The organism is Amycolatopsis sp. NPDC052450, assembly GCF_044547565.1.
In the GTDB taxonomy this organism is placed as follows: Bacteria; Actinomycetota; Actinomycetes; order Mycobacteriales; family Pseudonocardiaceae; genus Amycolatopsis.
The window spans coordinates 78,613-104,751 of sequence record NZ_JBIUAQ010000031.1; the positions used below are offsets into that span (position 1 = coordinate 78,613).

Consider the following 26,139-nt stretch of genomic DNA (forward strand, 5'->3'; position numbering starts at 1 on the left):
CAGAGAACGACAACCCGGAGGGCCCGATGACCACCACCATCCTCGACGCCGAACGCGCCGACCTGCTCGAAGCCCTCGACACCATCCGCGCCGCGCTGACCGCCACCGCCCAGGGGCTCACGGACGAGCAACTCGACGCGCATCCGACGGTCAGCGAACTGAGCCTCGGCGGCCTGCTCAAGCACGTCGCCTCGATCGAGGAGATGTGGCTGCGCTTCGTGGTCGACGGCCCGTCCGCGATCCGCTACGACCTACCGGAAGGCGTCACCTGGGCCGACATCGGCGCCGGGACCGCCCGTGAGTTCCCGCAGTGGGCGATCGACCACCAGAACAACTTCAGGATGCTGCCCGGCGACACGCTCGCGGGAATCCTCGCGCGCTACGAGCAGGTGGCCGCGCGGACGACGGAGATCGTCTCGACGATTCCCGACCTGTCCGCCACGCATCCGCTGCCGGAAGCGCCCTGGAACCCGCCGGGCGCGGTGCGCAGTGTGCGCCGGGTGCTGACGCACGTCATCGCCGAGACCGCGCAGCACGCCGGCCACGCCGACATCCTGCGCGAGAGCATCGACGGCCAGAAGTCGACCTGACCCCTCGTCCACTCACGATGGCGCACGGACCATCGGCGCATGGAGGGTGATCCAGACAACAAATCGCCACAGAATTCCATCTGACTGCATCGATCAGATGGTTTGCCAGCACTCTGTGCAAGAGATCGCCCTTATCGGCGCACCGAAACGGCGGATATCGTCGTCGGTATGAAGGTCGCCGTCCACCAGGGCTCGTACGCCGAGCTGCCGTCCGTCGTCGCGGCCTCGGGCGCCGACCTCGTGATCGCCGCCGAGATGATCACCACCGGCTACCACATCGGTGCCCGCTCCCATGCGCTCGCCGAACCGGCCGACGGTCCGACAGCGGCCCGGATGTCCGCGCTGGCCAAGGAAACCGGCGTCGCGCTGGCCTACGGGTACCCCGAGTCCGACGGTGACCACGTCCACAACAGCGTCCAGCTGATCGGCCCCGGCGGACAGCGGCTGGCGAACTACCGGAAGACCCATCTGTTCGGCGACATCGACCGCGACTGGTTCGAGCCGGGCACCGAGGCGGTCGTGCAGGCCGAGCTCGACGGTCTCCGGATCGGCCTGCTGATCTGCTACGACGTCGAGTTCCCCGAACTGGTGCGGGCGCACGCTCTGGCGGGGACCGAGCTGCTCGTGGCGCCGACCGCGTTGATGAGCCCGTACGAACTGGTCGCCGACACGCTGGTGCCCGCCCGCGCTTACGAAAGCCAGTTGTTCGTCGCCTACGCCAACCGCTGCGACACCGAACAGGAACTGACCTACTGCGGCCGCTCCTGTGTCGTCGCCCCGACCGGTGAGGTGCTCGCCCGCGCGGGCGCCGGTACGGAGCTGATCAGCGCCGAAGTCACCCGTGGCGCGCTCGTCGCGTCGCGCCTGGAGAACACCCACCTGGCCGATCGACGGCCCGATCTGTACCGAGGACTTTCCGCATGACCTCCGCTCTTCCGACCGCGATCCACCACGACGAATCCACCGGTCGGCCGATCACCATGTTCGGCCCCGATTTCCCGTTCGCCTACGACGATTTCCTCGCCCACCCCGCCGGGCTCGGTTCGCTCCCCGCCGAGCGCCACGGCACCGAGGTGGCGGTGATCGGCGGCGGCCTCTCGGGCATCGTCACCGCGTACGAGCTGATGAAACTCGGCCTGCGCCCGGTCGTGTACGAGATCGCCGAGATCGGCGGCCGCCTGCGCACGGTGAACTTCCCAGGCTGCCCGGACGACGTCGTCGCGGAGATGGGCGCGATGCGGTTCCCGCCGGCGTCCACCGCGCTCTTCCACTACATCGACAAGGTCGGCCTGGAGACGACGCCGTTCCCGAACCCGCTCGCGCCGGGAACGCCGAGCACCGTCGTCGACCTCAAGGGGGAGAGCCACTACGCGCGGACGGCGGGCGAACTGCCCGCCGTCTTCGGCAAGGTCGCCGCCGCCTGGGACAGCACGCTGTCCGAGCAGGCCGCGTTCACCGAGATGCAGAAGGCGATCCGCGAACGCGACGCGAAGACGATCAAGCGGCTGTGGAACGAACTCGTGCCGCGGCTGGACAACCAGACGTTCTACGGTTTCCTCTGCGACTCGCCCGCGTTCGCCTCGTTCCGCGACCGTGAGATCTTCGGACAGGTCGGCTTCGGCACCGGTGGCTGGGACACCGACTTCCCGAACTCGATCCTGGAGATCCTGCGGGTGGTCTACACCGGCGCTGACGACGAGCACCGCAGCATCGTCGGCGGGAGCAGGCAGCTTCCGTTGCGGTTGTGGGAACACGCGCCCGAGGACATCGCTTTCTGGCCCGCGGGAACGAGTTTGAGCTCACTGCACGGCGGAAGCCCGAACCCCGGCGTCGCCCGGCTGCACCGCACCGCGCCGAACAACATCACCGTGACCGACACCGAAGGCCGCATCCGCACCTACCCGGCGGCGGTGTTCACCGCGCAGAGCTGGATGCTGCTGTCGAAGATCACCTGCGACGAGGCGCTGTTCCCGATCGACCACTGGACGGCGATCGAGCGCACGCACTACATGGAGTCCTCGAAGGTCTTCGTCCCGGTGGACCGGCCCTTCTGGCTGGACAAGGACCCGGCGACCGGCCGCGACACGATGAGCATGACGCTGACCGACCGCATGCCGCGCGGCACCTACCTGCTCGGTGACGACCCGGACGCGCCCGCGGTGATCTGCCTGTCCTACACCTGGGCCGACGATTCGCTGAAGTGGCTGCCGCTTTCGGTCTCCGAGCGGGTCGAGGTGATGTTGCAGTCGCTGAAGGAGATCTACCCGGGCGTCGACGTCCGGCGGCACATCATCGGCGACCCGGTGACCGTGTCCTGGGAGGCCGAACCGCATTTCATGGGGGCGTTCAAGGCCAACCTGCCCGGCCACTACCGCTACCAGCACCGGCTGTTCACCCACTTCAAGCAGGACAGGCTCGAGGAGCGCCACCGCGGTCTCTTCCTGGCGGGCGACGACGTCTCGTGGACGGCGGGCTGGGCCGAGGGTGCCGTCCAGACGGCGCTCAACGCGGTGTGGGGCGTGCTCGACCACTTCGGCGGCGAGACGGATCCGGCGAACCCGGGCCCTGGCGACGTCTACGACGAGATCGCGCCCATCGAACTGCCGGACTGAGCGCGGCGCTTGACCAGCCACGCCGTGCCTAGCGCCAGTACCACCCCGAGTACCGCGCCGACGGTGTTCATCAGCCAGTCGTTGGTGTCGCAGGCGCGGCCGATGGCGGGGACGAACGCCTGAAGCGTCTCGATCACCGCGGACAGCGCCGAGCCCGCCGCGAGCGTCGTCAGCGGCCGCTTCGCCGCCAGCGTGGCGAAGTACACCGGTGGCAGGAACAGGGCGACGTTGGCCAGGAGTTCCACCGCGCCGAGCGTGGGCAGCGAGAACTGGACGGTGCACAGGATCTCGTCGATCGTGTGCGCGGTGGGCACCAGCGTCAGCGCGAAGACCGGCACCAGGGACACGCCGGTGAGGGCCCACAGGATCCGCCGCTTGCCCGCGAACAGGTGGCCGAGGACGGCGCAGACCAGCGCGACCAGTGCGATCGCCACCGGCACGAGGGCGGAGTGGTCGAGCAGGAAGTTCGTGATCATGGCGGGCCGATCGTACGAGCAGCCTCGCTCAGCCGGTGAACTCGACCTCCGCCGCGGGCACCACGCGCAGCCTGCCACCCGGGTGGATCGCGGTGCTCAGAAGCAGGTTGTGCCGGGCGATGACCTGTTCGGCGGTCAGGCCCGTGGTGGGATCACCGTCGGCGGACGGCGCGTGGCCGTCGCCGACCAGCACGACGTCGAGTCCGTGGCTCTGCGCGGACCTGGCGGTCGCGTCGACGCAGTAGTCGGTGGCCAGCCCGGTCAGCACCACGGTGTCGACGCTCCGGTCGGCGAGCAGCCCCGCCAGCCCCGTGCGGTGGAACGAGTCCGTCGCCGTCTTGTCGACCACCACGTCGATCGGTTCGAGACCGAGCAGCGCGCTGACCCGGGTGCCCGGTGACGCGGGATCGAAGTCGGTGCCGGGCGCGCCGATCTGCCGCAGGACGATCACCGGAACCCCGTCCGCCCGGGCCCGGCGCGCCAGCGCGGCTATCCGGGCCGCCAGCTCCTCACCGCGCCAGACCAGGGGGACGAGCATGTCCTGCATGTCGACGATCAGCAGCGCGGCCTTCATAGCCGGCAGCCTAGGGCAGCGCGGCGGGTGATTCGGCCTCCGGGATGAGCAGCCGCGGAGTCCCCGAGCCGTCGGCGGACACGGCCCAGACGTCGGAATGGCCTTGGGTGCGTGGCAGGGCGTAGGCGACGGTGCGGGCGTCGAGCCAGGCGGGCTGGTCGTCGACGTTCCGGGTCTCGGCCAGCGGTGTCACGGTTCCGCTCGCGAGGTCGAGCACCGAGATCCGCCAGCCCTTGGCGGGATCGCCGTCGATGGCGGCCTTGTAGGCGATGCGGGTCTCGTCGGGGGAGAGTGACGGGCATTCGACGTTGTCCCGCAACGTTTTCACCGTCCGCGCCTGGGAGTCGCCCTCGACGAGGTACCGGTGGGAGCCGGTGGACATGGTGGCGTAGAACCGGTTCGGCTGCCTGGCGAAGGTGACGCCCCAGAAGTTGAAGTCGGCCGCCTTGTACGGCTTGCCGTCCACGGTGACGGCGAAGTCTTCGAGCGTGCCTTCGACGTTGTCGGTCGTGAGGTCGAGAGTGCCGGCGCGGGTGGAGAACCGGCCGCCGTTGTAGGAGTCGCCGGTGACGAACACCGTCCACGCGAGACGCCGTCCGTCGGCCGAGACGCGCGCCCGGTTGGGCAACCCGACCAGCGGGATCTCCTGTTCGACCGCGAGCGCGCCGTCGAGTACGGCCAGCTGGTAGGTCGTCAGCCCGGTTTCCGGGCGCAGGCAGATCCCCGTGCCGCCCGCCGCGTAAACCCGGCTGCACGAGACGGTGGACACCGCCCGGACGCCGCCGGGATCGGCCGCGCTGACGCTGGACACGTGCCCGCGGTCGGCGTCGGCGGTGCTGCGGAACAGCAACCGCCCGCCTTCGAGGGTGACGGCGTCGCGGGTGCCCGCCGCCGCGGTGCCCTGGTTGCGTGCGCCCGCCACCCCGATGTAGAGCACGGCGGCCACGGCCAGCGTGACTACTCCGGTGACGGCGATCAGGACGCGGGTGCGGGTGTTCACGGTCGTGCCTTCCTGCGGGGAGCCAAGAGAACAGAGTCTTTACCGGCCGCGGGCGTGTCCACAGTGGACACGCCCGCGGGGTTCACCCGGTTACTGCCACACGCTCGTGATCGGCGGCTTGTTCGCCGCGTTGGCGATGCCCGGCAGGCCGAACGCCGCCTCCATCGTGCGGAGGATCGAGTAGTGGTTGATGGATTCGCTGTAGCTGCCCGGCTTCACGTGGGCACCGACGAACGTGGTGAAGATCTGGTTCACCGACGTCCCGCTGTCCTCGTCGAAATTGACGATCAGCAGGCTGTTGTGCGTCTTGGCCCACTGCGCGTACGCGTCGAGGTTGTTCTTCAGCCATTTGTCGCCGGTGTCGACCGGGCAGTCGTGCATGTCACTGCACAGGTCCGGGGTCACGAAAGCGACGTGCGGCAGCTTGGTGAAGTCGCTCGGGAACGACGAGAACCTTTTGTTCGCCGACGCCGGGACATTGCTGAAGCTGACCCAGCTGTTGTGCTTGCGGGCGTATTTGCCCTTCGTGCACCCCGTGTAGCCGTCGGAGGGCATGCTTTCCGCGTAGCCGGCGAACTTCTTGCCGATCCCTGCCAGCTGGGAAGCGATGTTCTCCTTGTTCCCGAGGTCCTGGCATTTGTTGCTGTCGACGCCGTGCGTCGAACCCGCGAACTGGGCGATGTAGTTCGGCTGGCTGGGATGCGTCGTCCCGTACGCCTTCGTGAACTTGGCGCCCTGCGAGGCGAGTTTGTTGAGATACGGAGCCTTGGAGCTGCCGCTGATCTCCTTGTAGTCCTTGTTCTCGAACATCACGAGGACGATGTGGTCGAAGGCGGGGACCGTCGCCGCGGCGGGCTCCGTCGCGGCGGCCGGAGTGTCCTGATGGGACACCACCAGCCCCGTGGCCAAGCCGGTCGCGGCCACGGCCGCGACCGCGATCCGTTTCCAGAACATACAGAAACCTCCTGGGAAAAGGTTGAAACTTTGACGACCGGCCATCGGGTTCAGCGGCGCTCCAGAGGCGTCGACAGAGTCGAGACATCAGATGTCTCAGCTGCATTTAAACGGCAGGAAAGTCCCGGGCCCATCAAGGTCGCCTGACTGGAGCAATCCGCGGGTGTAGAACGCCCCAAAACCGACATTGCTTGGCACGAAACCATGTAAACCACCTCCTCGCCTTGCGTTCGGGGCGGCGAACCGAGGAAACTCAGGGCAACTCGCTGATTCAGCCGGCTGGCAGTTATGTCACCATTGCGCCGGTGTTGTGGTGTACTCATCCGACCATTGGTTAAGCTGTTCGGCGTGAAGCCCTTTTCGCCGAGACCGGCCGGATACACGATCGAAGAACTCTCGACGATCGTCGGCATGTCGGCGCGCAATATCCGGGCCCATCAGACGAGAGGCCTGCTCGCCCCGCCGGTCCGGCACGGCAGGTCCGCCTACTACGGCCCGGCCCATCTGCGGCGGCTGCGGCGTATCACGATGCTGCAGAAACAGGGCTTCAACCTGGTGTCCATCGCCGCGATGCTCGGAACGACCACAGTGGACGGCGCCGAACGGCTGGAGGCGGCGATGGCCGATCTCGCCCGCGACCAGCCCGCCGTCGCCCGGTGCCTGGAACGGCACGGTGTGCTCGGCAAGGACGACGAGGGGGCGCCCGCCGTCGTGCGCCCGTCCGTTTCCCGCGCGGTGGCGGAGCTCGCCGGTGCCGGGATCCCGCCCGTCATGGCCCTGCGGTTCCTCGGCCAGTTCATGGACCGGGTGGCGCCGCTGGCGGGCGAGCAATTGGCCGCGCTGAAAGTCCAGACCGGGGGTGTCGCGGCGGCCCCGTGGTCCTGTTTCGCCGAGCTGCTGGTAAGCGCTTTCAGAACGACCGTGGAAAACGCCGCCGAAGTCACTTTCGCAGACGGGGAACCAAGGACACGGCCGCCGAGGTAGCCGCCGCCGTCGCCACGTCGAGGCTCGTGCCGTCGGCGAAACCGGACAGGATGACGACGACGTAGCGGTCGCCTTCGCCGACGAGCCCGGTCGTGTGCGCCTCCACCGAGCCCCGTCCGGCCGCCCAGCCCTGCTTCACCGCCCACGGCCGGTCGTGGAACGCCGAGGGGATGCCGAAGTGCTGGTCGAACCCGTCGGCGGCGGTCCGGGCCGACTCGCGCAGGGGTTTCAGGAGCACGTCCCGTTGGGACTTCGGCAGGCCGAGGATGTGGCGGTACACCGCGGCTATGTCGTCCGCGGTGGACAGTGTGTCGCCCCAGCGGCCCGGACTGGCAGGGGGCGTGGTGTTCCTCAAACCCGCGGCGGCCACCGTCCTGGTGACGATGGCGGGGCCGCCGTTCTTGCTCCAGAGGGTGTTCGCGATCGCGTCGTCGCTCTTCGCCAGCATCCGGTGGAGCTGGGATCTGTCGGCCTTGCCCGCTTTGCGCGTGAGGGCGTCGAGCGCGATGAACAGTTTCACCACTGACGCCGTCCGGAATCGTTCCGAGCCCTGCTCGTCGATCACCTGCTTGCCCGACGTGCGGTCGAAGACCACCGTGGCGCCGCGCCGTTCCGGAACCGGATGGTCTTCCGCGCTGGCCTGGATGACCACGTAGCCGAGGATTCCGGCGATCACCAGGAAGACGGCCAGGATCGTCACCGGAAGCCTTAGTCGCCGCTTCGCGCCGGGTACCGCGATGGGCGTGGTTCGCTGGTCGAGCATGATGCAGATGTTCGGGAACGTTCATCGTGGCCCCGTCTTGTTCATGTCATGACTCTGTAACGGGAGGACGGCGGGTCAGGAACGCTGCACGATGATCTGATCGACCAGGGTGCCGTCGGCACTGATCGCGCGAACGTCCATTTTGGGCGGTGTGGTGCCCGTTCCCGCGATGACGTCGACCGCCACCAGGCTGTAGCCGCGGAACCGGACACGGGACCAGGTGACCTTCTTGGTGCGGTCCTGGCCGTCCCGTTCCGAGTACTTCATCGGGACGGGGGAGTCGTTGCCGGTCTCATGGCCGAGGTAGGTGTCGGGGGCGGGGAATTCGGAGACGCTGCCGCCACCGCCGCCCGCGGTGATGTAGGTCGTCCCGTCCTTGACCGGGTCCGTGGTCCCTCGCGACGGCACCTTCTTGACGGCCTTGCCCGCCCGGATGGGGTCGGTGCGTTCGTAGATGTGGTTGTGCCCGTTGAGCACCAGGTCGACCTGGTACCTGTCGAACAGCGGAGCCCAGTCCTTCTGCGCGCCGAGTTCGGCGCCGTTGGAATGGCAGGTGGAGTACGTGCACTGGTGGCAGTAGACGACGATGAAGTCGATCGTGGGATCGGCGCGGAAGGCGGCGAGCGTCCTGCCGAGCCACTTGAGCTGCTTGCCCTTGGTGTAGTCCAGATTGGACGGACTGTTGTAGCAGACGTCGTTGCCGTCCAGGCTGATCAGGCCGACGTTCTGGTAGCGCCAGGAGTAGATGCAGGTGGAACCGTCCCAGGCGTTGTCCGGCATGGTGAACCGCGCCCGCACGCCGCCGTAACCGTCCGCGGAGTACCAGCCCTCCATTTCGTGGTTGCCGAGCGCCATCATCCACGGGATCCCCGCGGTGACCGGCTCGTTCTGCACGAAGAAGGAGTCCCACAGCCGCGCGTCGTACTGGTCCTCCTCCGGATGCCCGCCCTCGCCTTCGAGGGCGTAGCTCAGGTCGCCCATGGCGAGGTGGAAGGCCGGATCGAGGCCCGCGATCAGGCTGCTCGTCGCCACGGCGTTGTAGCCGACGCCCTGGTCGCCGAACGCGGTGAAGGAGAACGTGCCGTCGCCGCCCGGCGCGGGCGCGGTGCGGAAACTCGCCATCTCGCCGAGCCGCGCGGCGGGGTCGTAACCCTCATGGCCGACGACGTAGTAATACGTGGTGTTGGGCAGGAGACGGTCGATCCTGGCGTGGAGGTAGTACTGGGTGATCGTCTTCGGACTGTTCGGCGGCACCTCCTCGACCGGATGCTGCCACGACATCTGGCTGGTCAGCGCCCGGACCTCGGCGGGGATGGGCGGACTGAAGTCGCCGGGGACCGTGCCGATCCGGACGAACGGGGCGGTCACCGCCGCGGGCACCTGCCAGGAGATCACGATCTGCTGGGACGGGTCGGCCCCGTAGGCGATGTGCCGTCCGAACGGCCGCAACGCCGAACCCGCGACCTTGTCGGCGTTGAGCAGCACGGTCGGTCCTGGCGAGGCCGCGGCCGAGCCCGGGAGCAGCACGCCGCCGGCGGCGAGTGCCGCGCCGCTCACCGCGCCCACCCGGAACAGGGTCCGCCGCGAGTACTGATTGACGAACTTGTCGTGTTTCTCGGCCAAGCTGAGCCGACGATAGGCTTGGGACCTGCTGTTCCGTGGGGTTTCGGCCATGAACTTGAAGTTAAGAAGGCTTCCTAACTAAGTCAAGACGTGTTCGGTCGTTCCTTCACCGGCTGCACGGAACCGTGCAAGTGACTTCGGGCATAGAGGACCAAGCGCCGAACTCGTGAGATACGCCTTCAATCACGTGAGTTACGTGTCTGATCACGCGAGTCGCGGGTTTCGGGCCCTCCGCGGGCGGTCAGACCAGTTCGGAGGAGACGACCGAGGCCAGCCCGCGCAGCCGGTCCAGCAGGGGCTCGACCTCACCGGCGTCGATCAGGACGGCGCAGGTCATGGTGCTTTCCCGGACCCCGTCGCGCACGTCGACCGACAGGTCGTGGACGAGGCAGCCGAGTGCGTCGACCAAGCCGGGGATCTGCTCGACGCCGCCGACGAAGTAGGTCGCGATCCGGCGGCGGACCAGCATGGACGAGCGCGGGGCGGGGATCTGAAACGAAACAGCGGACATCGTGGGCTCCAAGGGCGGGAAACGTACAGGCCATGGAGGGCCAGGCCCCGGGAAATGCCCCGTGTCGAGGGGTCGCCGGACTGCGCGCCGGCGACCTGGTTCAGCCGGCGCGCTTGATTACGAGTCGAGTCCAGCGGCGCACGGCGACAGGCTAACACGACCTACCGGCGAGTCACGAGAGCCGTAGCCGGGAGCCCTGTTCGCGGATGTGCGCGGCGGAGCCGCAGTCGAGATCGAGCTGCCGCTGCCGTTCGGCCACGAACGCGCGGCCGAGGCCGGTGCGGTCCGAAGTGGACAGTGTGCGCCGGAGTTCGTTCAGCAGCCCGCGTTCCTCCGCGCGGATATGCGCGTCCACCGAATTCTCCAGTGCCACCAACGCTTTCTCGGAGTCGCCGGCCTCCAGCACGGCCAGCAGTTCGGCGGCGAGCCCGCTCTCTGTCGCATCGGGACGGATGATCCGTTCCGTCGCGGTGGCATGCGCGACCAGCGACGCCGAGAGTTCCGCGATCAGCGCGGGACGGTCGGCCTCGTCGTTGCGGAGGTCGCGGAACAACTGCTCGATCCGGCGGTGGTCGGCCAGGACGACCTCGACCAGGTCGGAGCCCGGGGGAGCGGCCGTGGGGCCCGGGCGCATCCAGCCGAAGGTCAGCTCGACGGCTTGCCGCCAGTGCCCGTATTCGCTGTCGCGGCGAGCGGGGTCCATCGTCGGCAGCCACTGTCCGGCACGGTGCCAGTTCCGGCGCAGGCCCTCCAGATCCGGCCAGTACCCGACCGACAACCCGGCCGCGTACGCCGCGCCCAGTGACACCGTCTCGGCGACCATCGGACGGACCACCGGCACGTCGAGGACGTCGGCGACGAACTGCATCAGCAGGTTGTCGGCGGTCATCCCGCCGTCCACTTTGAGCGTCGTGAGCGCGAGCCCCGAATCGGCGTTCATCGCGTCGACGACCTCGCGGGTCTGCCAGCCCGTCGCCTCCAGGACGGCCCTGGCGAGATGCCCCTTGGTGATGTACGACGTCAGCCCGGCGATCACGCCGCGTGCCTCGCTGTGCCAGTGCGGCGCGAACAGGCCCGAGAAGGCGGGCACGATATAGCAGCCGCCGTTGTCCTCGACCGTCCGCGCGAGCGTCTCGATCTCGGGCGCGCTGCCGATCAGTTCGAGCCCGTCCCGGAACCACTGCACCAGCGACCCGGTGACCGCGATCGACCCTTCGAGGGCGTATACGGCGGGCTCGTCGCCGATCTTGAACCCGACGGTGGTCAGCATGCCGTGCGTCGAGAGCACCGGCGTCGGGCCGGTGTTGAGCAGCAGGAAGCTGCCCGTGCCGTACGTGCACTTCGCCTCGCCGGGCGCGAAGCAGGTCTGGCCGAACAACGCCGCCTGCTGATCGCCGAGCGCCGCCGCGATCCGGATCCCCGGGACCACCCGCGACGTCGTCCCGTACACCTCGGTCGACGGGCGGATCTCCGGCAGCATCGCGCGCGGGACGTCGAAGAACTCCAGCAGTTCGTCGTCCCAGGACAGCGTCCGCAGATTCATCAGCATGGTGCGCGAGGCGTTGGTGACGTCGGTGATGTGGACGCCGCCCTCGGGACCGCCGGTCAGGTTCCAGATCAGCCAGCTCTCGACCGTCCCGAACAGCACGTCGCCGCGCTCGGCGCGTTCCCGCAGGCCGGGCGTCCTTTCCAGCATCCACCGGATACGTGGTGCGGAGAAGTACGTGGCCAGCGGCAGCCCGCACAGCCGCCGGACGCGGTCGGCACCCGGCTCGCGGGCGAGGTGTTCGAGCATCGCGTCGGTGCGGGTGTCCTGCCAGACGATCGCGCGCCCGACCGGATTGCCGGTGTGCCGGTCCCACAGCACCGTCGTTTCGCGCTGGTTCGCGATGCCGAGGCCGACGACCTGTGCCGGTTCGACGCCGGCGTCGGCCAGCGCCTGCGGCACGATCCGGCCGACGTTGCGCCAGATCTCCGTCGCGTCGTGCTCGACCCAGCCGGGCCGGGGGAAGTGCTGCTGGTGTTCGCGCTGCGCGACCGAGACCAGCCTGCCGCGCGCGTCGAACAGGATGCACCGCGTCGAGGTGGTGCCCTGGTCGATCGACATCACGTAGCGCTGGACCACACGAGCACCTCCGTCACCATCGGGACGCGCCGAGATCGCGGGAGACCGCCCGTGCCGCGTCGCGTACGTGGCCGAGCAGCCGCGGGATCGGGCCGCCGTCGACTTCACAGATCCGTTCCGTCGCGCCGGACACCCCGATCGCGCCGACCACGATGCCGCCGTGGCCGCGGATCGGCGCCGCTATCCCGGCCTCACCGGTGATCATCTCGCCGTTCTCGCTCGCCCAGCCCGCCTCGCGCACCTTGCCACAGGCGCGTTTGATCGCCGTCTGGGTGACCAGGGTCCGGCGGGTGTACGCCTCCGGTCCGCCGCTGCGCAACGATGCCACGAGACCGGTGTCGTAGGCCAGAAGTACTTTTCCGAGTGCCGTCGCGTGCAACGGCAGAAGCGTGCCGACGTCGAGGGTCTGCAGGCTGTCGTCGGGCCGGAACACGTGGTGCACCACCAGGACCCGGCCTTCCAGCGGCGCGCCGATCCGGACGGCTTCACCGCTGCGCGCGGCCAGCGCGTCGGCCCAGTTGATCGCGCGGGACCGGAGTTCGTTGACGTCGAGGTAGCTCGTGCCGAGGTGCAGCAGCGCCGCGCCGAGTTGGTATTTCCCGGTGTCGCGGTCTTGTTCGACAAAGCCGACCCCTTGCAGGGTGCGCAGGATCCCGTGCGCCGTTCCCTTGGCGAGTTCGAGGGAATCGGCGATCTCGCCGACCCCCAGACGTCCCGAACCGCGCGCCAGCAACCGCAGGATCGCGGCGGCGCGCTCGATGGACTGGATCGGACCGGGCACGGCTCAACCGTAGCCCGACCGGCCTTGATTCGACAATGTCGAACATCGTCTTCGCGCGTTCGACAATGCCGACCGGTGTCCGTTGACCCCGCGTTTCCGCGAACTTAACTTCGGCCTCAACAGGGCAACGGTGTCCTTTGTGGAGGAAGCAATGGTGCGAAACCTCAAAGCTCGCGGACTGGCGGGCGAACTGGCGGCGGAGTTCGTCGGGACGATGATCCTCATCCTGTTCGGCTGCGGGGTGGTGGCTCAAGTCGTCGCCGCGGGCATCGGGGACCACGACAGCATCGCGTGGGCCTGGGGAATCGGTGTCACGCTCGGTATCTACGTGGCTTCACGGATCAGTGGCGCGCATCTGAACCCCGCCATCACGGTGGCGCTCGCGGTGTTCAAGGGCTTTTCGTGGCGCAAGGTCGCGCCGTACGCCTTGGCGCAGACCGCCGGAGCGTTCCTCGGCGCCCTGCTGGTGCGCTGGAACTACACCGAGGTGCTCAACGCCGCCGACCCCGGCCTGACGATCAAGACCCAGGGTGTCTTCTCCACTCTTCCGGGTAACGGAACCCTTCCGGTGGGTGACTGGGGCGCCTTCCGTGACCAGATCATCGGGACCGCGATCCTCGCGCTGGTGATCTTCGCCATCACCGACCTCCGCAACACCGCGCCCGCCGCGAACCTCGCCCCGGTCGTCGTCGGCTTCCTCGTGGTCGCGATCGGCATGGCCTGGGGCACCAACGCCGGCTACGCGATCAACCCCGCCCGCGACTTCGGCCCGCGGCTGATGTCCTGGCTCACCGGTTACGACACCGCGTTCACCGATCAATACGGCTATCCGTACTGGTGGATCCCCATCGTGGCGCCGATCGTCGGCGCGGTCATCGGCGGTGCGATCTACAAGTTCTTCATCGAGCGCTACCTGCCCGCCGACCCGGCACCGGAAGCCTTGCCCGCCAAGGACATCGAGCGCGTTTCCTGAAGGAGACTCCGTCCTTCGGGGTGCAACCCCGAACCCGCCCGGAGGGCTCCGCCCCCGGACCCCCGGAAGAGAGGGAAATCATGCCTGACTACATCGGCGCCGTCGACCAGGGCACCACCAGCACGCGCTTCATGATCTTCGACCACGGCGGCAACGAGATCGCCCGCCACCAGCTCGAGCACGAGCAGATCCTGCCGAAGCCGGGCTGGGTCGAGCACGACGCCACCGAGATCTGGGAGCGGACCCGCTCGGTCATCGCCACCGCGCTCAACAAGGCGAAGCTCACCGTCGCCGACCTCGCCGCGCTCGGCATCACCAACCAGCGCGAGACCACCGTGGTGTGGAACCGCCGCACCGGGCGCCCGTACTGCAATGCCATCGTGTGGCAGGACACCCGCACCGACCGGATCGCCTCGGCGCTCGAACGCGAAGGCAAGGGCGACGTCATCCGCCGCAAGGCCGGACTGCCGCCCGCGACCTACTTCTCCGGCGGCAAGCTGCAGTGGATCCTGGAGAATGTCGAGGGCGTCCGCGAAGACGCCGAAAAGGGCGACGCGCTCTTCGGTACCACCGATTCCTGGCTCATCTGGAACCTCACCGGCGGCTCCGACGGCGGCGTGCACGTGACCGACCCGACCAACGCGTCGCGCACCATGCTCATGGACCTCGAAACCCTGGAGTGGGACGACGAACTGCTGTCGTTCTTCGACATCCCGAAGCAGATGCTGCCGTCGATCGCGCCGTCGTCGAACAACGGCCGTTTCGGCGTCACTCGCGCGGACGGCCCGCTCGGCGGCGAGGTCGCCATCACCGGGGTGCTCGGCGACCAGCAGGCGGCGACCGTCGGGCAGGTGTGCTTCCGCCCCGGCGAGGCCAAGAACACCTACGGCACCGGCAACTTCCTGCTGCTCAACACCGGCCACGAGGTCGTGCGCTCGAAGCACGGCCTGCTCACGACGCTGGCCTACCAGTTCGGCGACGAGAAGCCGGTGTACGCGCTGGAAGGCTCCATCGCCGTCACCGGTTCGGCCGTGCAGTGGCTGCGCGACCAGCTGGGCATCATCAGCGGCGCGTCGCAGAGTGAAAGCCTCGCCCGCCAGGTCGAGGACAACGGCGGCGTCTACTTCGTACCCGCGTTCTCGGGCCTGTTCGCGCCGTACTGGCGTTCGGACGCGCGCGGCGCGATCGTCGGGCTCACCAGGGCGACCACCAACGCCCATCTGGCCAGGGCCACGCTCGAAGCGATCTGCTACCAGACCCGCGACGTCGTCGAGGCCATGCAGAACGACTCCGGTGTCCCGCTCGACGTGGTGCGGGTGGACGGTGGCGTGACCGCGAACGAACTCTGCATGCAGTTGCAGGCGGACATCCTCGGCGTGCCGGTGTCGAAGCCGGTGGTCGCCGAGACCACCGCGCTCGGTGCCGCCTACGCGGCGGGCCTTGCGGTCGGGTTCTGGAAGTCCACCGACGAGCTGGAACAGAACTGGAACGAGGACAAGCGCTGGGAGCCGTCGTGGACGGACGAACAGCGCGCCGAGGGCTACGCGGGCTGGCAGAAGGCCGTCGGCCGCACGCTCGACTGGGTAGAGGTCGAGTGAGCCCGATGAACAGGAGGAACAGAGTGACACCCGTACCGCTTTCCCCGGTCTACCGTGCCGAGACGCTGCGCAAGCTCGCCCGTGAAGAGGTCGAAGTTCTCGTCGTCGGCGGGGGAGTGACCGGTGCCGGCGTCGCGCTCGACGCGGCTTCGCGCGGGCTCTCCGTCGCGCTCGTCGAGGCACGCGACTTCGCCGCGGGCACGTCGAGCCGGTCCAGCAAGCTGATCCACGGCGGGCTGCGCTACCTGGAGAACCTCGACTTCAAGCTGGTCCGTGAGGCGCTGAAGGAACGGAGCCTGCTGCTGCAGACGCTGGCGCCGCATCTGGTCCGGCCGGTGAAGTTCCTGGTGCCGCTGAAGCACCGCGTCTGGGAACGTGGCTACATCGGCGCGGGCGTCACGCTCTACGACACCCTCGGCGGAGCGCGGGCCTTGCCGCGGCACCGGCACCTGTCCAAACGCGGCGCGGGCAAGGTCGCCCCCGGCCTCGCGGACGACGCCCTGATCGGCGCCATCCAGTACTACGACGCGCAGGTCGACGACGCCCGTCACACCATGACGATCGCGCGAACTGCGGCCGAGCAAGGAGCGTCCGTGCTCACCCGCGCTCGCGTGACGTCGCTGATCCGTGACGGCGAACGCGTCGTCGGCGCCAAGGTCGTCGACCGCGAGAGCGGCGCGGAGATCGAGGTCCGGGCGAAGACGGTCGTCGCGGCCACCGGCGTGTGGAGCGACGACATGGCCGAAGCGGCGGGCATCCCCGCGCCGTTCACGGTGCGCGCGTCGAAGGGCATCCACTTGGTGGTGCCGCGTGAGAAGATCGACCTGGACACCGGGCTGATCCTGCGCACCGAGAAGAGCGTCCTGTTCGTCATCCCGTGGGGACGGCACTGGATCGTCGGCACCACCGACACCGAATGGGACCTCGACCGCGAACACCCGGCGGCCAGCCAGGCGGACGTCGACTACGTGCTCGATCACCTCAACGCGGTCCTGCGCACGCCGATCACCGCCGACGACATCGAGGGCGTGTACGCCGGGCTTCGGCCGCTGCTGGCGGCGAAGGCGACTTCGACGACGAAGCTGTCGCGCGAGCACGCCGTCGCGCATCCGGTGCCAGGTCTGGTGATCGTGGCCGGCGGCAAGTACACGACGTACCGCGTGATGGCCGCCGACGCGGTCGACGTCGCGGTGGACGATCTCGGCCGTCCGGCGCCGTCGTCGTGGACCGAGCGGTTGCCGATCGTGGGCGCGACGGGCTACCACGAGATGTGGGGCGCGCGGCACTCGCTCGCCCAGCGCGCGGGGCTGCCGATCGCCCGCATCGAGCACCTGCTCCAGCGCTACGGCACCGCGATCGAGGACATCCTGGAGTCGATTTCGGAACGTCCCGAACTGGGCGAGCCGCTCCCGGGGACGGCGGAGTACCTCAAGGCGGAGGTCGTTTACGCCGTCTCGCACGAGGGCGCGCTGCATCTGGAGGACGTCCTGACCCGGCGCACGCGCATCTCCATCGAGGAGCGTGACCGCGGTGTGACGGCGGCGCCGGTGGTGGCGGAGCTGATGGCGCCGCTGCTGGGCTGGGACTCGCACAAGCGGGAGCGCGAGGTCACCAACTACCTCGCGCGGGTCGAGGCGGAACGCTCCGCCCAGGCCCAGCCGGACGACGAAGCGGCGAACGCCAGCCGTCTCGCCGCTCCGGCGCTGCTGCCGAGCTGACGTGGGCGGTCCCGGTCGGAGGTTTCGACCGGGACCGCGCCGGTAACTCCGCGGCATGGAACGAAAGCGGTCGCTCACCACGGTCGAAACGGATGTGCCGGCGCGGATGGACCGGCTGCCGTGGGCACGGTGGCATTGGGTGGTGCTGGCGGGGCTCGGCACGGTGTGGATCCTCGACGGACTCGAAGTCACCATCGTCGGAGCACTCGCCGAGCGGCTGACCGAACCGGACAGCGGCCTCGTCCTCACGGATTCGCAGGTGGGGCTGGCCGCCGCGCTGTACGTCGCGGGCGCCGTCGTCGGTTCGCTGGTGTTCGGCTATCTCACCGACCGGCTCGGCCGCAAGAAATTGTTCCTGGTGACGCTGGGGCTCTACCTGGCCGCGACGACCGCGACGGCTTTCTCGTTCGACGTCTGGTTCTTCGTCGTCATGCGGTTTCTGACCGGTGCCGGGATCGGTGGCGAGTACGCGGCGATCAACTCCGCGATCGACGAACTCGTCCCCGCCAGGGTGCGGGCGACGGTCTCGTTGGCGGTCAATGGTTCCTACTGGGGTGGCGCCGCCGTCGGCGCGGCACTGACGTTGATCCTGCTCGATCCCGCCGTGTTCTCGGCCGATGTCGGCTGGCGGGTCGCGTTCGGCCTCGGCGCCGTGTTCGGGCTGGTGATCCTGCTGGTGCGACGGCATCTTCCGGAGAGCCCGCGCTGGCTGTACACCCACGGGCGCAACGACGAAGCCGAAGAACTCGTCGGGTCCATCGAGAAACGGGTCGAAGAGGAGACCGGTGCGCCGCTGGAGCCCGTGCACCAGAACTTGCGGGTAAAACAGCGCAAGAGCACCGGATTCGGAGAGATCGCGCGGACCCTGCTGAAGACCTATCCGCGGCGGACCCTGCTCGGTCTCGCGTTGTTCGTGGGGCAAGCGTTCCTGTACAACGCCGTCTATTTCACCTTCGCCCTGGTGCTTGCGACGTTCTTCAAGATCCCGAGCGCGCAGTCCGGGCTTTATCTGCTGCCGCTCGCCGTCGGCAGCCTGATCGGGCCGCTGCTCCTCGGCAGGTTCTTCGACTCCATCGGCCGCCGCACGATGATCAGCGTGAGCTACCTCGGCTCGGGCGCGTTGTTGCTCGTGACAGCTTGGCTGTTCTCCGAAGGCATGCTCTCGGCTTGGACGCTCGCGCTCGCCTGGGCGGTGATCTTCTTCTTCGCCTCGTCGGGGGCGAGTGCGGCGTACCTGACGGTGTCGGAGATCTTCCCGATGGAGATCCGGGCGATGTGCATCGCGTTGTTCTACGCGGTGGGCACCGGGCTCGGCGGCATCATCGGTCCGCTGCTGTTCGGTGTGCTGGTCGAGACCGGCGACGCGGGCAACGTCGCGCTCGGGTATTGCCTCGGCGCCGGGGTGATGGTCCTGGGCGGAGTGGCCGAACTCGTGTTGGGTGTCGAAGCGGCGAAGCGATCGCTGGAAGACGTCGCGTCGCCGCTGTCGGCACAGTCCGGCGCGGTGGGAACGGCCCCGTCGGCTACTTGAGCCAGTCGAGGTAGCGGGTCTCGGCGATGCGGGCGCCGTCCTTCGTCGTGAGGACGTCGCCCTTGACGGCGGCGAACATGCCCGCGGTCTCGTCGACGGTCACCGAACGGGCGTCTCCCTTGGCGGACAAGGTGATCCGGCCCAGTTCGTCCAGCGGGTAGACGTCCGGGCCGCCTACGTCGAGGGTTCCGTTCAGCGGCTTCCCGGCCGAGACCTCGGTGACTGCGGCGGCGACGTCCGCCGCGGCGATCGGCTGGATCGGCGTACTGGGCAGGCGGACCGTGGTCTCGTCGGCGGTCCAGGACAGGACGGCGTCGACGAATTCCATGAACTGGGTGGCGCGGACGATCGAGTAGGGGACGCCGCTCTCCTTGAGGATGTCCTCCTGCAGCGTCTTCGCGCGGTAATAGTCGAGGTCGGGCACCTGGTCGACGCCGACGATCGACAGGATCACGAAGTGCCCGGTGCCCGCCTTCTTCGCGGCGGCGACGAGGTTGTCCATCGACGTCCGGAAGAACGCGGGAGAGGAGTCGTCGAAGGTCGGCGAGTTGGTGAGGTTGACGACCACGTCGGCGCCGTCGAGCGCGGCGTCCAGCCCCTGGCCGGTGAGGAGGTCGACCCCGGTGGACGGCGAGTGCGGCACTGCCTCGTGCCCGGCCTCGTTCAGGTTCCGCACGACCTGCGAACCGATCAGTCCGGTCCCGCCGATGATCGCGAATTTCATGACCCAGTGTCCTTCCTCGGTAGGCGTCCGCTAACTCGGATACCTCATGTCCGAGATAATACTCAGACACATTGTGTCCGAGTCAAGGGGCGAGTTAGAGTCATCCGGGTGAAGATGTCCGGTGGGGTCGAGTGGGCCCTGCACTGCTGCGTCGTCCTGACCTCGGTCGACGAACCCGCGCCGGCCGCGCGCCTGGCGCAGCTGCACGACGTTTCGCCGAGCTACCTCGCGAAGCAACTCCAGGCCCTTTCGCGAGCCGACCTCATCCGTTCGGTGCAGGGAAAGGCCGGGGGATACGTCCTCACCCGGCCGCCGTCGGAGATCACGGTGCTCGACGTCGTCGAGGCCATCGACGGGCCCGGCCCCGCCTTCGTCTGCACCGAGATCCGGCAGCGCGGCCCGATGGCGACCCCGCCCGAGGCGTGCACGGCGCCCTGCGCGATCAGCCGCGCGATGGCGAACGCCGAAGTCCAGTGGCGGGCGGCGTTGCGCTCGGTCTCCATCGCGGATCTGGCCGACGACGTCAGGGGCGACTACGGTCCGGGCGCCCTCGCCGGAATCGGCGCGTGGTTCAAGGCCGCCGAGGGATAGCGGGCATCAGCGCGGTGGCCGCCATGGTCGCGACCACCAGCACCGCCGCGAGCGAGAACGCCTGCGCCGAAGAGTGGCCGCGCAGGAAGACGGTGCCCAACACCGCGATGCCCAGTGTCGCGCCCACTTGCTGCACCGCGTTCAGCAGTCCGGCCGCCGAACCCGTCTCATGTGGACGGACGACGGACAGCGCCGCGGTGAAGAACGGAACCGTGAACAACCCCAGGCCGAGCCCGCCGACCCCGAGCGCGAGCGGCAGTGGACCCGCGATCGCCAGCAGGATTCCCGCGAGCAGCAGTGTCAGCCCGGCGAAGGCCACCCGGGATCCGAACCGTGGCACGAGCACTTTGCCCGCCACCCAGGAGGAAATCGCCAGCCCGCCCGACCACGGCAGCAACGTCAGTCCGGACGCCAGTACGCCGCGGCCCTCGTCGAGTTGCTGGTGCAGGACCACCACGAGCATCACCCCGTTCATCACCGCGAAGAACAACGTCGACGCCACGAGCGCCGCGGCGAAACCGCGGTGTCCGAACAAACTCGGTTCGATCAGGGGATACCGCCGCTTCCGCTGATGGAACCCGAACAGCACCAGCACGGCGGCACCGGTGCCGAAGAGACGCCAGTCCCATTGTCCGATCAGCGGGTACACCAGTAAGCCGACGCCGAGCGAGGCGAGCAAGGTGCCTTGCACATCGAGCCGGACCGGACGCTCGGCGCGGTCTTCCGGCAGCAGCCGTCCGGCCATGAGCACCGCGATCGAGATCGGCACGTTCACCAGGAAGGCCGCCCGCCAGGACACCAGATCCGTCAGCAGGGCACCGAGCAGCGGCCCGCTCACCGCGGACAGGCCGACCACCGGACCGTTCCAGCCGAGCGCCGCCGCCAGCGCCGGACCGGTGAACATGACCTTGATCAGCCCGATCGTCTGCGGGATCACCAGTGCCGCCGCCATGCCCTGTACCGCTCGCGCGCCGATCAGCGCGCCGGTGCCCGGCGCGAGCGCGCAGCACAGCGACGCGAGGGCGAACATCGCGACACCGGTCAGGAACACACGCCGGCGGCCCAGCAGGTCACCGAGCCGTCCGCCGGTGATCAGGAGTACCGCGAACGGCAGCGTGTACGCCGCGCCGAACCACTGGATGGCCGAAGGGGCGCCGCCGAGGTCCGCGTGGATCACCGGGCCGGCGACCTGCGTGATCGTCGAGTCCAGCACGTTCATCGCCTCGGCTGCGAGCAACGTCGCGAGCGGGACCCACCTGGTCTTCGTCATTTGCATGATCGCGAGCGTGCGGCGAAGATGTCATCTGTTCCAGGAAACCCGCCTCGGTTGGACGAAATATTCCATGCTCGACGACATCGACCGCGCTTTGATCCACGCGCTGCAGATCGACGCCCGTGCGGCGTTCAGTCGTGTCGGCACGGTGCTCGGCGTCTCCACCCAGACCGTCGCCCGGCGCTACCAGCGGCTTCGCGCCGAAGCGGGGCTGCGGGTGGTGGGTCTGCCCGATCCCGATCGGACAGGACTGACGCAGTGGCTCGTGCGGCTCAGCGCGCAGCCCGCCACCGCGCGGACGCTCGCCCGTTCGCTGGCCAGGCGGCAGGACACGTCGTGGGTCAAGCTCACCTCGGGCGGCACGGAGATCGTGACGATCGCGCACACGCCGAGGCACGCGCAGAGCGCCATGTTGCTGCACGACATCCCGCGCACCGCGAGCGTCACGGCGGTGTCCGCGCATTTCATCCTGCACACCTATCTCGGCGGCCCGACGGCCTGGCGCGGGCGCGTTGCCGCGCTGACCGAAGAGCAGCAGGAGGCGTTGCGGCCGCCGGAATCCCACGCCGGGGAAGCTCCGCTGACCGCGGCGGACGACGCCCTGATCGCCGCCCTCCGGCACGACGGCCGCGCGAGCATCGGCGGTCTCGCCGCGGCGACGGGACTGGCGCCGTCGACCGCAGCCCGCCGCCTGGCGGATCTGCGCGCACGAGGCGCGCTCTTCTTCGACGTCGAGATCAGCGCCGCCCTGTACGGCGTGACCACGCAGGCGTTCCTCTGGATGGCCGTCGCGCCGGCGGACCTCGACGAGGTGGCGACGACGCTGGCCACCCACGAGGAGCTCGCCGTCGTCGTCGCCACGACCGGGCCCACCAACCTGGCCGCGCAGGCGCTGTGCCCGGATCCCGCCGCGCTACACCACTACCTCACGCGCCGGCTCGGCGCGCTGCGCGCGATCCACACGGTGCACACCGCGCCGGTGCTGGAGATCGTGAAGGCGGTCGGACCGCTCACGGCTTGAACCGGTCGGCGTGTTCGGCGACCCACTGGGCGAAGGTGCGGGCCGGGCGCCCGGTCACCATCTCGATCGTGTCGACGACGGTGCGCGCCGCGACGGGCGGATCGCCGTGCCAGCCGACGACGTATTCGGCGTCCGCCACCGAGACGCCTTCGGCCAGCAGCCGGTCGATCGCCTGCTGCCGCGTGATCCGCTCCAGCGTGATGTCGTGGCCGAGTGCGTTGCCGAGGATCGTGATCCGTTCGCTCGTGGTCAGCGCTTCCGGCCCGGTGAGGTTGTAGACCTTGCCCGAATGCCCGTCCTCGACGAGCGCGGTGGCGGCGACGGCACCGATGTCGGCCTCGTGCACCACGGCGCCCGGGAGGTCGAACGGCTCGCGGACCACTTTTTCGGTGCGGATGGAATCGGTCCAGGTCAGGGCGTTGGACATGAACTCCTGCGGTTCCAGCCGCGTCCATTCCACCCCGGACTCGGCCATGGCCTGCTCCGTCGGCCCGACGTAGCCGCCCCAGACGATGGTCATCCGCCGCACCCCGGCGGCCACGGCGCGTTTGACCAGGTCGGCGCCGACGTCGGCGAGCCCCGCCGTGACGGTGATGTGCAGCCGGGTGACACCGTCGAGGGCGGCGGTGAGCGTTTCCGGCGCGGTGTGCGTGCCCTCCACCAGTTCGACGCCCGCCGGAAGCCGTGCCGCGGAGGGGTTCCTGGTGAGTGCCCGGACGTGTTCCCCACGACGGACGAGTTCGGCCACCACGTGGCGGCCGGTGTTCCCGGTGGCGCCGGTTACCAAGACGGTCATGAGTCGATTCCCTTCGGTTTCCAGCGAAGGTAAAAGCTCAAGTAATGTGGAGGTCAAGGGGTCGGTCACGAGTCGATGTCCGGTGGTGACTTTCCGGGTCTTAGTTTATGGCAAAAATTAACAGCTCACGTACTGGTCCGAAACTCTTGACGCCGCCGCCGGGTCCGGTGAGGATCGGCCGGTCCCCGCCTCCCGCAGAATGGACCAGACCATGGCAAGACGTGCGCCTGCGCGCCGAAGTCCGCTGATCGCCTTGATGAGTCTCGCGCTGCTCGGCGGGGCCGTGGTGGCCACCCCTGCCGCCGTCGCCGCCGAACAGCCCGTGATCGGCAAGCCCGCGCTGGGCCGGGACGGCTGCGCCCGGATCGAGAAGAGCCTGCCGGCGCTCGCGGACTGGCCGAAGGTCGAGAGCCGGTTCAAGGGCAAGGCGGGTGACGAGCAGCGGATCGCCCAAATCCTCGCCGGGATGACCCTGGAGGAGAAGGTCGGGCAGATGACGCAGCCCGAGATCGCCGCGATCACCCCCGACGAGGTCCGGCAGTACTCGATCGGCTCGGTCCTCAACGGCGGCGGTTCGTGGCCGAACAAGGACAAGCACGCCTCCCAGCAGGACTGGCTGAAGCTCGCCGACTCCTACTGGGAAGCCGCGAAGGGCGGCCGGACGAAGATCCCGGTGATCTGGGGCATCGACGCGGTGCACGGCAACAACAACGTGTACGGGGCGACCGTCTTCCCGCACAACATCGGTCTCGGCGCCGCGCACGATCCTTGCCTGGTGCGCGACATCTCCGCGGCGACGGCCCGGCAGATCCGCGCCACCGGCCAGGACTGGGCGTTCGCGCCGACGCTGGCCGTCGTCAAGGACGACCGCTGGGGCCGCACCTACGAAGGGTTCTCCGAGGATCCGCGGATCACCAGGGCCTACGGCTACGAGGCGATCAACGGGCTCCAGGACGGCTCGGCCAAACGTATCGGCTACAACGGCGTGATCGGCACCGCCAAGCACTTCATCGGTGACGGCGGCACCCTCAAAGGTCAGGACCAGGGCGTCAATCCCGCGTCCGAAGCCGAGATGATCAACGTCCACGGCCAGGGCTACTACGGCGCGCTCGCGGCCGGTTCCCAGACCGTGATGGTGTCGTTCAACAGCTGGACCAACGCCGAACTCGGCATCGACGAGGGCAAACTGCACGGCAGTGACAAGGCGCTGAACCAGATCCTCAAGGGCAAGATGGGCTTCGACGGCCTCGTCGTGTCCGATTGGAACGGCATCGGCCAGGTTCCCGGTTGTACCAACGCTTCGTGCCCGCAGGCGATCAACGCCGGCATCGACATCGTGATGGTGCCGAACGACTGGAAGGCGTTCATCGCCAACACCGTCGCCCAGGTCGGCGACGGCCGTATCCCGGTCTCGCGGATCGACGACGCCGTGACCCGCATCCTGCGCGTCAAACTGCGTTCGGGGCTGTACGAGTCGCAGAAGCCGTCGGACCGGTCGTACGCCAATTCGGACGAGGCGCTGAAGGAGACCTGGCTGGCGCGCGACGCCGTCCGTTCGTCGCAGACGTTGCTGAAGAACAACGGCAACGTGCTGCCGCTGAAACCGAAGTCGAAGGTCCTCGTCGTCGGCAAGAGCGCGGACAGCATCCAGAACCAGACCGGCGGCTGGACGCTGAGCTGGCAGGGGACCGGCAACAGCAACGCCGACTTCCCGAACGCCACGTCGATCCTCGCCGGGCTCAAGCAGCAGCTGGGCGACGTCAACGTCACCTTCGACGAGAAGGGCGACACCGACCCGAAGGGCTACGACGCGGTCGTCGCCGTCATCGGTGAGACCCCGTACGCGGAAGGCGTCGGCGACCTGACCCGGAAGACACTGGAGGCGTCAAAGCTCTACCCCGAGGACCTGGCCGTGCTGGACAAGGTCCGCGGCAAGGGCGCTCCCGTCGTCACCGTCTACGTCGGCGGCCGCCCGCTGTACATGAACAAGGAGATCAACCGCTCCGACGCGTTCGTGGCGGCCTGGCTGCCGGGCACCGAAGGCGGCGGCGTCGCCGACGTCCTGGTCAAGGGCGGCTTCAAGGGAACGCTGCCGTACTCGTGGCCGAAGAGCGCGTGCCAGACGCCGCTGAACGCGGGTTCGGCGGAGTACGACCCGCTGTTCAAACTCGGCTACGGCCTCAAGGCCGGCCAGCGCGTCACCGTCGGACAGCTGGACGAGACGGCAGGCCCGGTGACCTGCGGCTCGACCGGTGGCGGCGGCACCGCGACCGAGGATCTCGAGGTGTTCAACCGCACCGATGTCGCACCGTACAAGGGTTTCATCGGCTCGGCGGAGAACTGGGGCGGCACCGAGATCGGCCCCGACGGCACCGCTTCACACGCTGAGATCGGCGTCGTCCAGTCCGATGTGAACGTTCAGCAGGACGGGCTCAAGGCGACCTGGACCGGCACCGGCCCGGCCCAGCTCTACTTTCAGAACCCGGCCGGTACCAACGATCTGCGGGGCTACCTGAACGCCGACGCGGCGCTGGAGTTCGACACCGTCGTACACGAGGCGCCTGCCAATCGGACGGTGATCAGCATGCACTGCGTCTACCCGTGCTTCTCCGAGGTGAACGCGACCAAGCTGTTCACCGATCTGGCGGGGGCGCCGAAGTCGACGGTCAAGATCCCGGTGTCCTGTTTCGCCACCGGGCTGGACCTGGAGAACGTCAACACGCCGTTCCTGGTGTACACCGACGGCCGGTTCTCCGCATCGATCGCGAACGTGCGGTGGGTGCCCAAGGGTGCGCAGGACCCCGATGCGAGGCCTTGCTCGAGTCTGAACTGATCCGGTCAAGGGGTGTTGTCAGGTGGCCGGTCCGTGAAGGCCTCCTTGAGGGACTCTGGGTCCCACAAGGAGGCCTTCACGGAACACA

Annotated in this window: 23 protein-coding genes; 11 read left to right on the plus strand and 12 right to left on the minus strand. The window is 68.7% G+C overall.

All coding sequences use genetic code 11. The annotated features are described in order from the left end of the window. Positions 1–26: 26 nt before the first annotated feature. From ACIHAO_RS35050 to ACIHAO_RS35060, 3 genes are all read left to right on the plus strand, one after another. On the plus strand, positions 27–590 hold the full coding sequence (locus ACIHAO_RS35050) for a DinB family protein (protein WP_396565224.1): 564 nt from the start codon (positions 27–29) through the stop codon (positions 588–590). A 168-nt stretch (positions 591–758) separates the two neighbouring features. Continuing rightward, positions 759–1,514: a carbon-nitrogen hydrolase family protein gene (locus ACIHAO_RS35055; RefSeq protein ID WP_396565226.1), complete on the plus strand. Its 756-nt coding sequence runs from the start codon at positions 759–761 to the stop codon at positions 1,512–1,514. Then, on the plus strand, positions 1,511–3,202 hold the full coding sequence (locus ACIHAO_RS35060; RefSeq protein ID WP_396565228.1) for a flavin monoamine oxidase family protein: 1,692 nt from the start codon (positions 1,511–1,513) through the stop codon (positions 3,200–3,202). Before ACIHAO_RS35055 ends, ACIHAO_RS35060 begins: the two co-directional genes overlap by 4 nt. On the opposite strand, the gene ACIHAO_RS35065 is transcribed toward ACIHAO_RS35060, so the two are convergent. The 4 genes from ACIHAO_RS35065 to ACIHAO_RS35080 all read right to left on the minus strand — a co-directional run bounded on the left by ACIHAO_RS35065 (position 3,166) and on the right by ACIHAO_RS35080 (position 6,206). Next, positions 3,166–3,678, minus strand: coding sequence for a VanZ family protein (locus tag ACIHAO_RS35065; RefSeq protein WP_396565230.1), 513 nt, complete (start codon positions 3,676–3,678; stop codon positions 3,166–3,168). The genes ACIHAO_RS35060 and ACIHAO_RS35065 overlap by 37 nt on opposite strands. Positions 3,679–3,706: 28 nt before the next feature. Next, positions 3,707–4,252, minus strand: a complete 546-nt coding sequence (locus tag ACIHAO_RS35070) for a cysteine hydrolase family protein (protein WP_396565232.1) — start codon at positions 4,250–4,252, stop codon at positions 3,707–3,709. 10 nt (positions 4,253–4,262) lie between these two features. Further along, positions 4,263–5,252: a TolB family protein gene (locus ACIHAO_RS35075; protein ID WP_396565234.1), complete on the minus strand. Its 990-nt coding sequence runs from the start codon at positions 5,250–5,252 to the stop codon at positions 4,263–4,265. Positions 5,253–5,342: 90 nt separating this feature from the next. Beyond that, entirely contained in the window at positions 5,343–6,206 is an 864-nt protein-coding gene (locus ACIHAO_RS35080; protein WP_396565236.1) for an alkaline phosphatase family protein, read from the minus strand. A 348-nt stretch (positions 6,207–6,554) separates the two neighbouring features. Between ACIHAO_RS35080 and ACIHAO_RS35085 the strand changes: the two genes are divergently transcribed. Beyond that, the gene (locus tag ACIHAO_RS35085) at positions 6,555–7,190 is read left to right on the plus strand and encodes a MerR family transcriptional regulator (RefSeq protein ID WP_396565239.1); all 636 of its coding nucleotides are present in this window, start codon (positions 6,555–6,557) and stop codon (positions 7,188–7,190) included. Here the strand turns inward: ACIHAO_RS35085 and ACIHAO_RS35090 are convergent. From ACIHAO_RS35090 to ACIHAO_RS35110, 5 genes are all read right to left on the minus strand, one after another. Then, a complete protein-coding gene (locus ACIHAO_RS35090) occupies positions 7,147–7,953 on the minus strand; it encodes a serine hydrolase (protein ID WP_396565241.1) in 807 nt (268 codons plus the stop codon). The two genes, ACIHAO_RS35085 and ACIHAO_RS35090, sit on opposite strands and share 44 nt — an antisense overlap. A 75-nt stretch (positions 7,954–8,028) precedes the next feature. Then, a complete protein-coding gene (locus ACIHAO_RS35095; RefSeq protein ID WP_396565243.1) occupies positions 8,029–9,576 on the minus strand; it encodes a purple acid phosphatase family protein in 1,548 nt (515 codons plus the stop codon). A 241-nt stretch (positions 9,577–9,817) separates the two neighbouring features. After that, complete coding sequence (locus ACIHAO_RS35100; protein ID WP_396565245.1) at positions 9,818–10,087, minus strand: hypothetical protein; 270 nt, start codon at positions 10,085–10,087, stop codon at positions 9,818–9,820. A gap of 172 nt (positions 10,088–10,259) precedes the next feature. Next, on the minus strand, positions 10,260–12,212 hold the full coding sequence (glpK, locus tag ACIHAO_RS35105; protein WP_396565247.1) for a glycerol kinase GlpK: 1,953 nt from the start codon (positions 12,210–12,212) through the stop codon (positions 10,260–10,262). A 13-nt stretch (positions 12,213–12,225) separates the two neighbouring features. Beyond that, complete coding sequence (locus ACIHAO_RS35110) at positions 12,226–12,993, minus strand: IclR family transcriptional regulator (RefSeq protein ID WP_396565249.1); 768 nt, start codon at positions 12,991–12,993, stop codon at positions 12,226–12,228. Between the two features lie 151 nt (positions 12,994–13,144). On the opposite strand from ACIHAO_RS35110, the gene ACIHAO_RS35115 reads away from it, so the two are divergent. The 4 genes from ACIHAO_RS35115 (at position 13,145) to ACIHAO_RS35130 (ending at position 18,813) form a co-directional block, all read left to right on the plus strand. Next, positions 13,145–13,966: an MIP/aquaporin family protein gene (locus ACIHAO_RS35115; RefSeq protein ID WP_396565251.1), complete on the plus strand. Its 822-nt coding sequence runs from the start codon at positions 13,145–13,147 to the stop codon at positions 13,964–13,966. 80 nt (positions 13,967–14,046) lie between these two features. Continuing rightward, positions 14,047–15,564: a glycerol kinase GlpK gene (glpK, locus tag ACIHAO_RS35120; protein WP_396565253.1), complete on the plus strand. Its 1,518-nt coding sequence runs from the start codon at positions 14,047–14,049 to the stop codon at positions 15,562–15,564. A 5-nt stretch (positions 15,565–15,569) separates the two neighbouring features. Further along, a complete protein-coding gene (glpD, locus tag ACIHAO_RS35125; protein ID WP_396565255.1) occupies positions 15,570–17,282 on the plus strand; it encodes a glycerol-3-phosphate dehydrogenase in 1,713 nt (570 codons plus the stop codon). Positions 17,283–17,337: 55 nt separating this feature from the next. Further along, on the plus strand, positions 17,338–18,813 hold the full coding sequence (locus ACIHAO_RS35130) for an MFS transporter (protein ID WP_396565257.1): 1,476 nt from the start codon (positions 17,338–17,340) through the stop codon (positions 18,811–18,813). Here the strand turns inward: ACIHAO_RS35130 and ACIHAO_RS35135 are convergent. Next, complete coding sequence (locus ACIHAO_RS35135; RefSeq protein ID WP_396565259.1) at positions 18,806–19,537, minus strand: SDR family oxidoreductase; 732 nt, start codon at positions 19,535–19,537, stop codon at positions 18,806–18,808. The genes ACIHAO_RS35130 and ACIHAO_RS35135 overlap by 8 nt on opposite strands. A 114-nt stretch (positions 19,538–19,651) precedes the next feature. Between ACIHAO_RS35135 and ACIHAO_RS35140 the strand changes: the two genes are divergently transcribed. Next, entirely contained in the window at positions 19,652–20,128 is a 477-nt protein-coding gene (locus ACIHAO_RS35140; RefSeq protein WP_396565277.1) for an Rrf2 family transcriptional regulator, read from the plus strand. Here the strand turns inward: ACIHAO_RS35140 and ACIHAO_RS35145 are convergent. After that, positions 20,109–21,398 (minus strand): MFS transporter, encoded by a 1,290-nt coding sequence (locus ACIHAO_RS35145; RefSeq protein WP_396565261.1) that lies wholly within the window; start codon positions 21,396–21,398, stop codon positions 20,109–20,111. The two genes, ACIHAO_RS35140 and ACIHAO_RS35145, sit on opposite strands and share 20 nt — an antisense overlap. A gap of 73 nt (positions 21,399–21,471) precedes the next feature. On the opposite strand from ACIHAO_RS35145, the gene ACIHAO_RS35150 reads away from it, so the two are divergent. Continuing rightward, positions 21,472–22,422: an Lrp/AsnC family transcriptional regulator gene (locus ACIHAO_RS35150; protein ID WP_396565263.1), complete on the plus strand. Its 951-nt coding sequence runs from the start codon at positions 21,472–21,474 to the stop codon at positions 22,420–22,422. On the opposite strand, the gene ACIHAO_RS35155 is transcribed toward ACIHAO_RS35150, so the two are convergent. Beyond that, positions 22,412–23,218, minus strand: coding sequence for an NAD(P)H-binding protein (locus ACIHAO_RS35155; protein ID WP_396565265.1), 807 nt, complete (start codon positions 23,216–23,218; stop codon positions 22,412–22,414). The genes ACIHAO_RS35150 and ACIHAO_RS35155 overlap by 11 nt on opposite strands. A 256-nt stretch (positions 23,219–23,474) precedes the next feature. On the opposite strand from ACIHAO_RS35155, the gene ACIHAO_RS35160 reads away from it, so the two are divergent. Next, on the plus strand, positions 23,475–26,051 hold the full coding sequence (locus ACIHAO_RS35160; RefSeq protein ID WP_396565279.1) for a glycoside hydrolase family 3 protein: 2,577 nt from the start codon (positions 23,475–23,477) through the stop codon (positions 26,049–26,051). Positions 26,052–26,139 lie beyond the last annotated feature (88 nt).

What these genes read in the sequence shown, in the direction of transcription:
- glpD (WP_396565255.1), top strand. Translation starts at nt 15,570, where the DNA reads ATGAACAGGAGGAACAGAGTGACACCCGTACCGCTTTCCCCGGTCTAC.
- ACIHAO_RS35150 (WP_396565263.1), top strand. Translation starts at nt 21,472, where the DNA reads ATGCTCGACGACATCGACCGCGCTTTGATCCACGCGCTGCAGATCGAC.
- ACIHAO_RS35080 (WP_396565236.1), bottom strand. Translation starts at nt 6,206, where the DNA reads ATGTTCTGGAAACGGATCGCGGTCGCGGCCGTGGCCGCGACCGGCTTG.
- ACIHAO_RS35050 (WP_396565224.1), top strand. Translation starts at nt 27, where the DNA reads ATGACCACCACCATCCTCGACGCCGAACGCGCCGACCTGCTCGAAGCC.
- ACIHAO_RS35155 (WP_396565265.1), bottom strand. Translation starts at nt 23,218, where the DNA reads ATGACCGTCTTGGTAACCGGCGCCACCGGGAACACCGGCCGCCACGTG.
- ACIHAO_RS35065 (WP_396565230.1), bottom strand. Translation starts at nt 3,678, where the DNA reads ATGATCACGAACTTCCTGCTCGACCACTCCGCCCTCGTGCCGGTGGCG.
- ACIHAO_RS35090 (WP_396565241.1), bottom strand. Translation starts at nt 7,953, where the DNA reads ATGCTCGACCAGCGAACCACGCCCATCGCGGTACCCGGCGCGAAGCGG.
- ACIHAO_RS35070 (WP_396565232.1), bottom strand. Translation starts at nt 4,252, where the DNA reads ATGAAGGCCGCGCTGCTGATCGTCGACATGCAGGACATGCTCGTCCCC.
- ACIHAO_RS35100 (WP_396565245.1), bottom strand. Translation starts at nt 10,087, where the DNA reads ATGTCCGCTGTTTCGTTTCAGATCCCCGCCCCGCGCTCGTCCATGCTG.
- ACIHAO_RS35160 (WP_396565279.1), top strand. Translation starts at nt 23,475, where the DNA reads ATGAGTCTCGCGCTGCTCGGCGGGGCCGTGGTGGCCACCCCTGCCGCC.
- ACIHAO_RS35115 (WP_396565251.1), top strand. Translation starts at nt 13,145, where the DNA reads ATGGTGCGAAACCTCAAAGCTCGCGGACTGGCGGGCGAACTGGCGGCG.
- ACIHAO_RS35135 (WP_396565259.1), bottom strand. Translation starts at nt 19,537, where the DNA reads ATGAAATTCGCGATCATCGGCGGGACCGGACTGATCGGTTCGCAGGTC.
- ACIHAO_RS35130 (WP_396565257.1), top strand. Translation starts at nt 17,338, where the DNA reads ATGGAACGAAAGCGGTCGCTCACCACGGTCGAAACGGATGTGCCGGCG.
- ACIHAO_RS35140 (WP_396565277.1), top strand. Translation starts at nt 19,652, where the DNA reads ATGTCCGGTGGGGTCGAGTGGGCCCTGCACTGCTGCGTCGTCCTGACC.
- glpK (WP_396565253.1), top strand. Translation starts at nt 14,047, where the DNA reads ATGCCTGACTACATCGGCGCCGTCGACCAGGGCACCACCAGCACGCGC.
- ACIHAO_RS35145 (WP_396565261.1), bottom strand. Translation starts at nt 21,398, where the DNA reads ATGACGAAGACCAGGTGGGTCCCGCTCGCGACGTTGCTCGCAGCCGAG.
- ACIHAO_RS35055 (WP_396565226.1), top strand. Translation starts at nt 759, where the DNA reads ATGAAGGTCGCCGTCCACCAGGGCTCGTACGCCGAGCTGCCGTCCGTC.
- ACIHAO_RS35060 (WP_396565228.1), top strand. Translation starts at nt 1,511, where the DNA reads ATGACCTCCGCTCTTCCGACCGCGATCCACCACGACGAATCCACCGGT.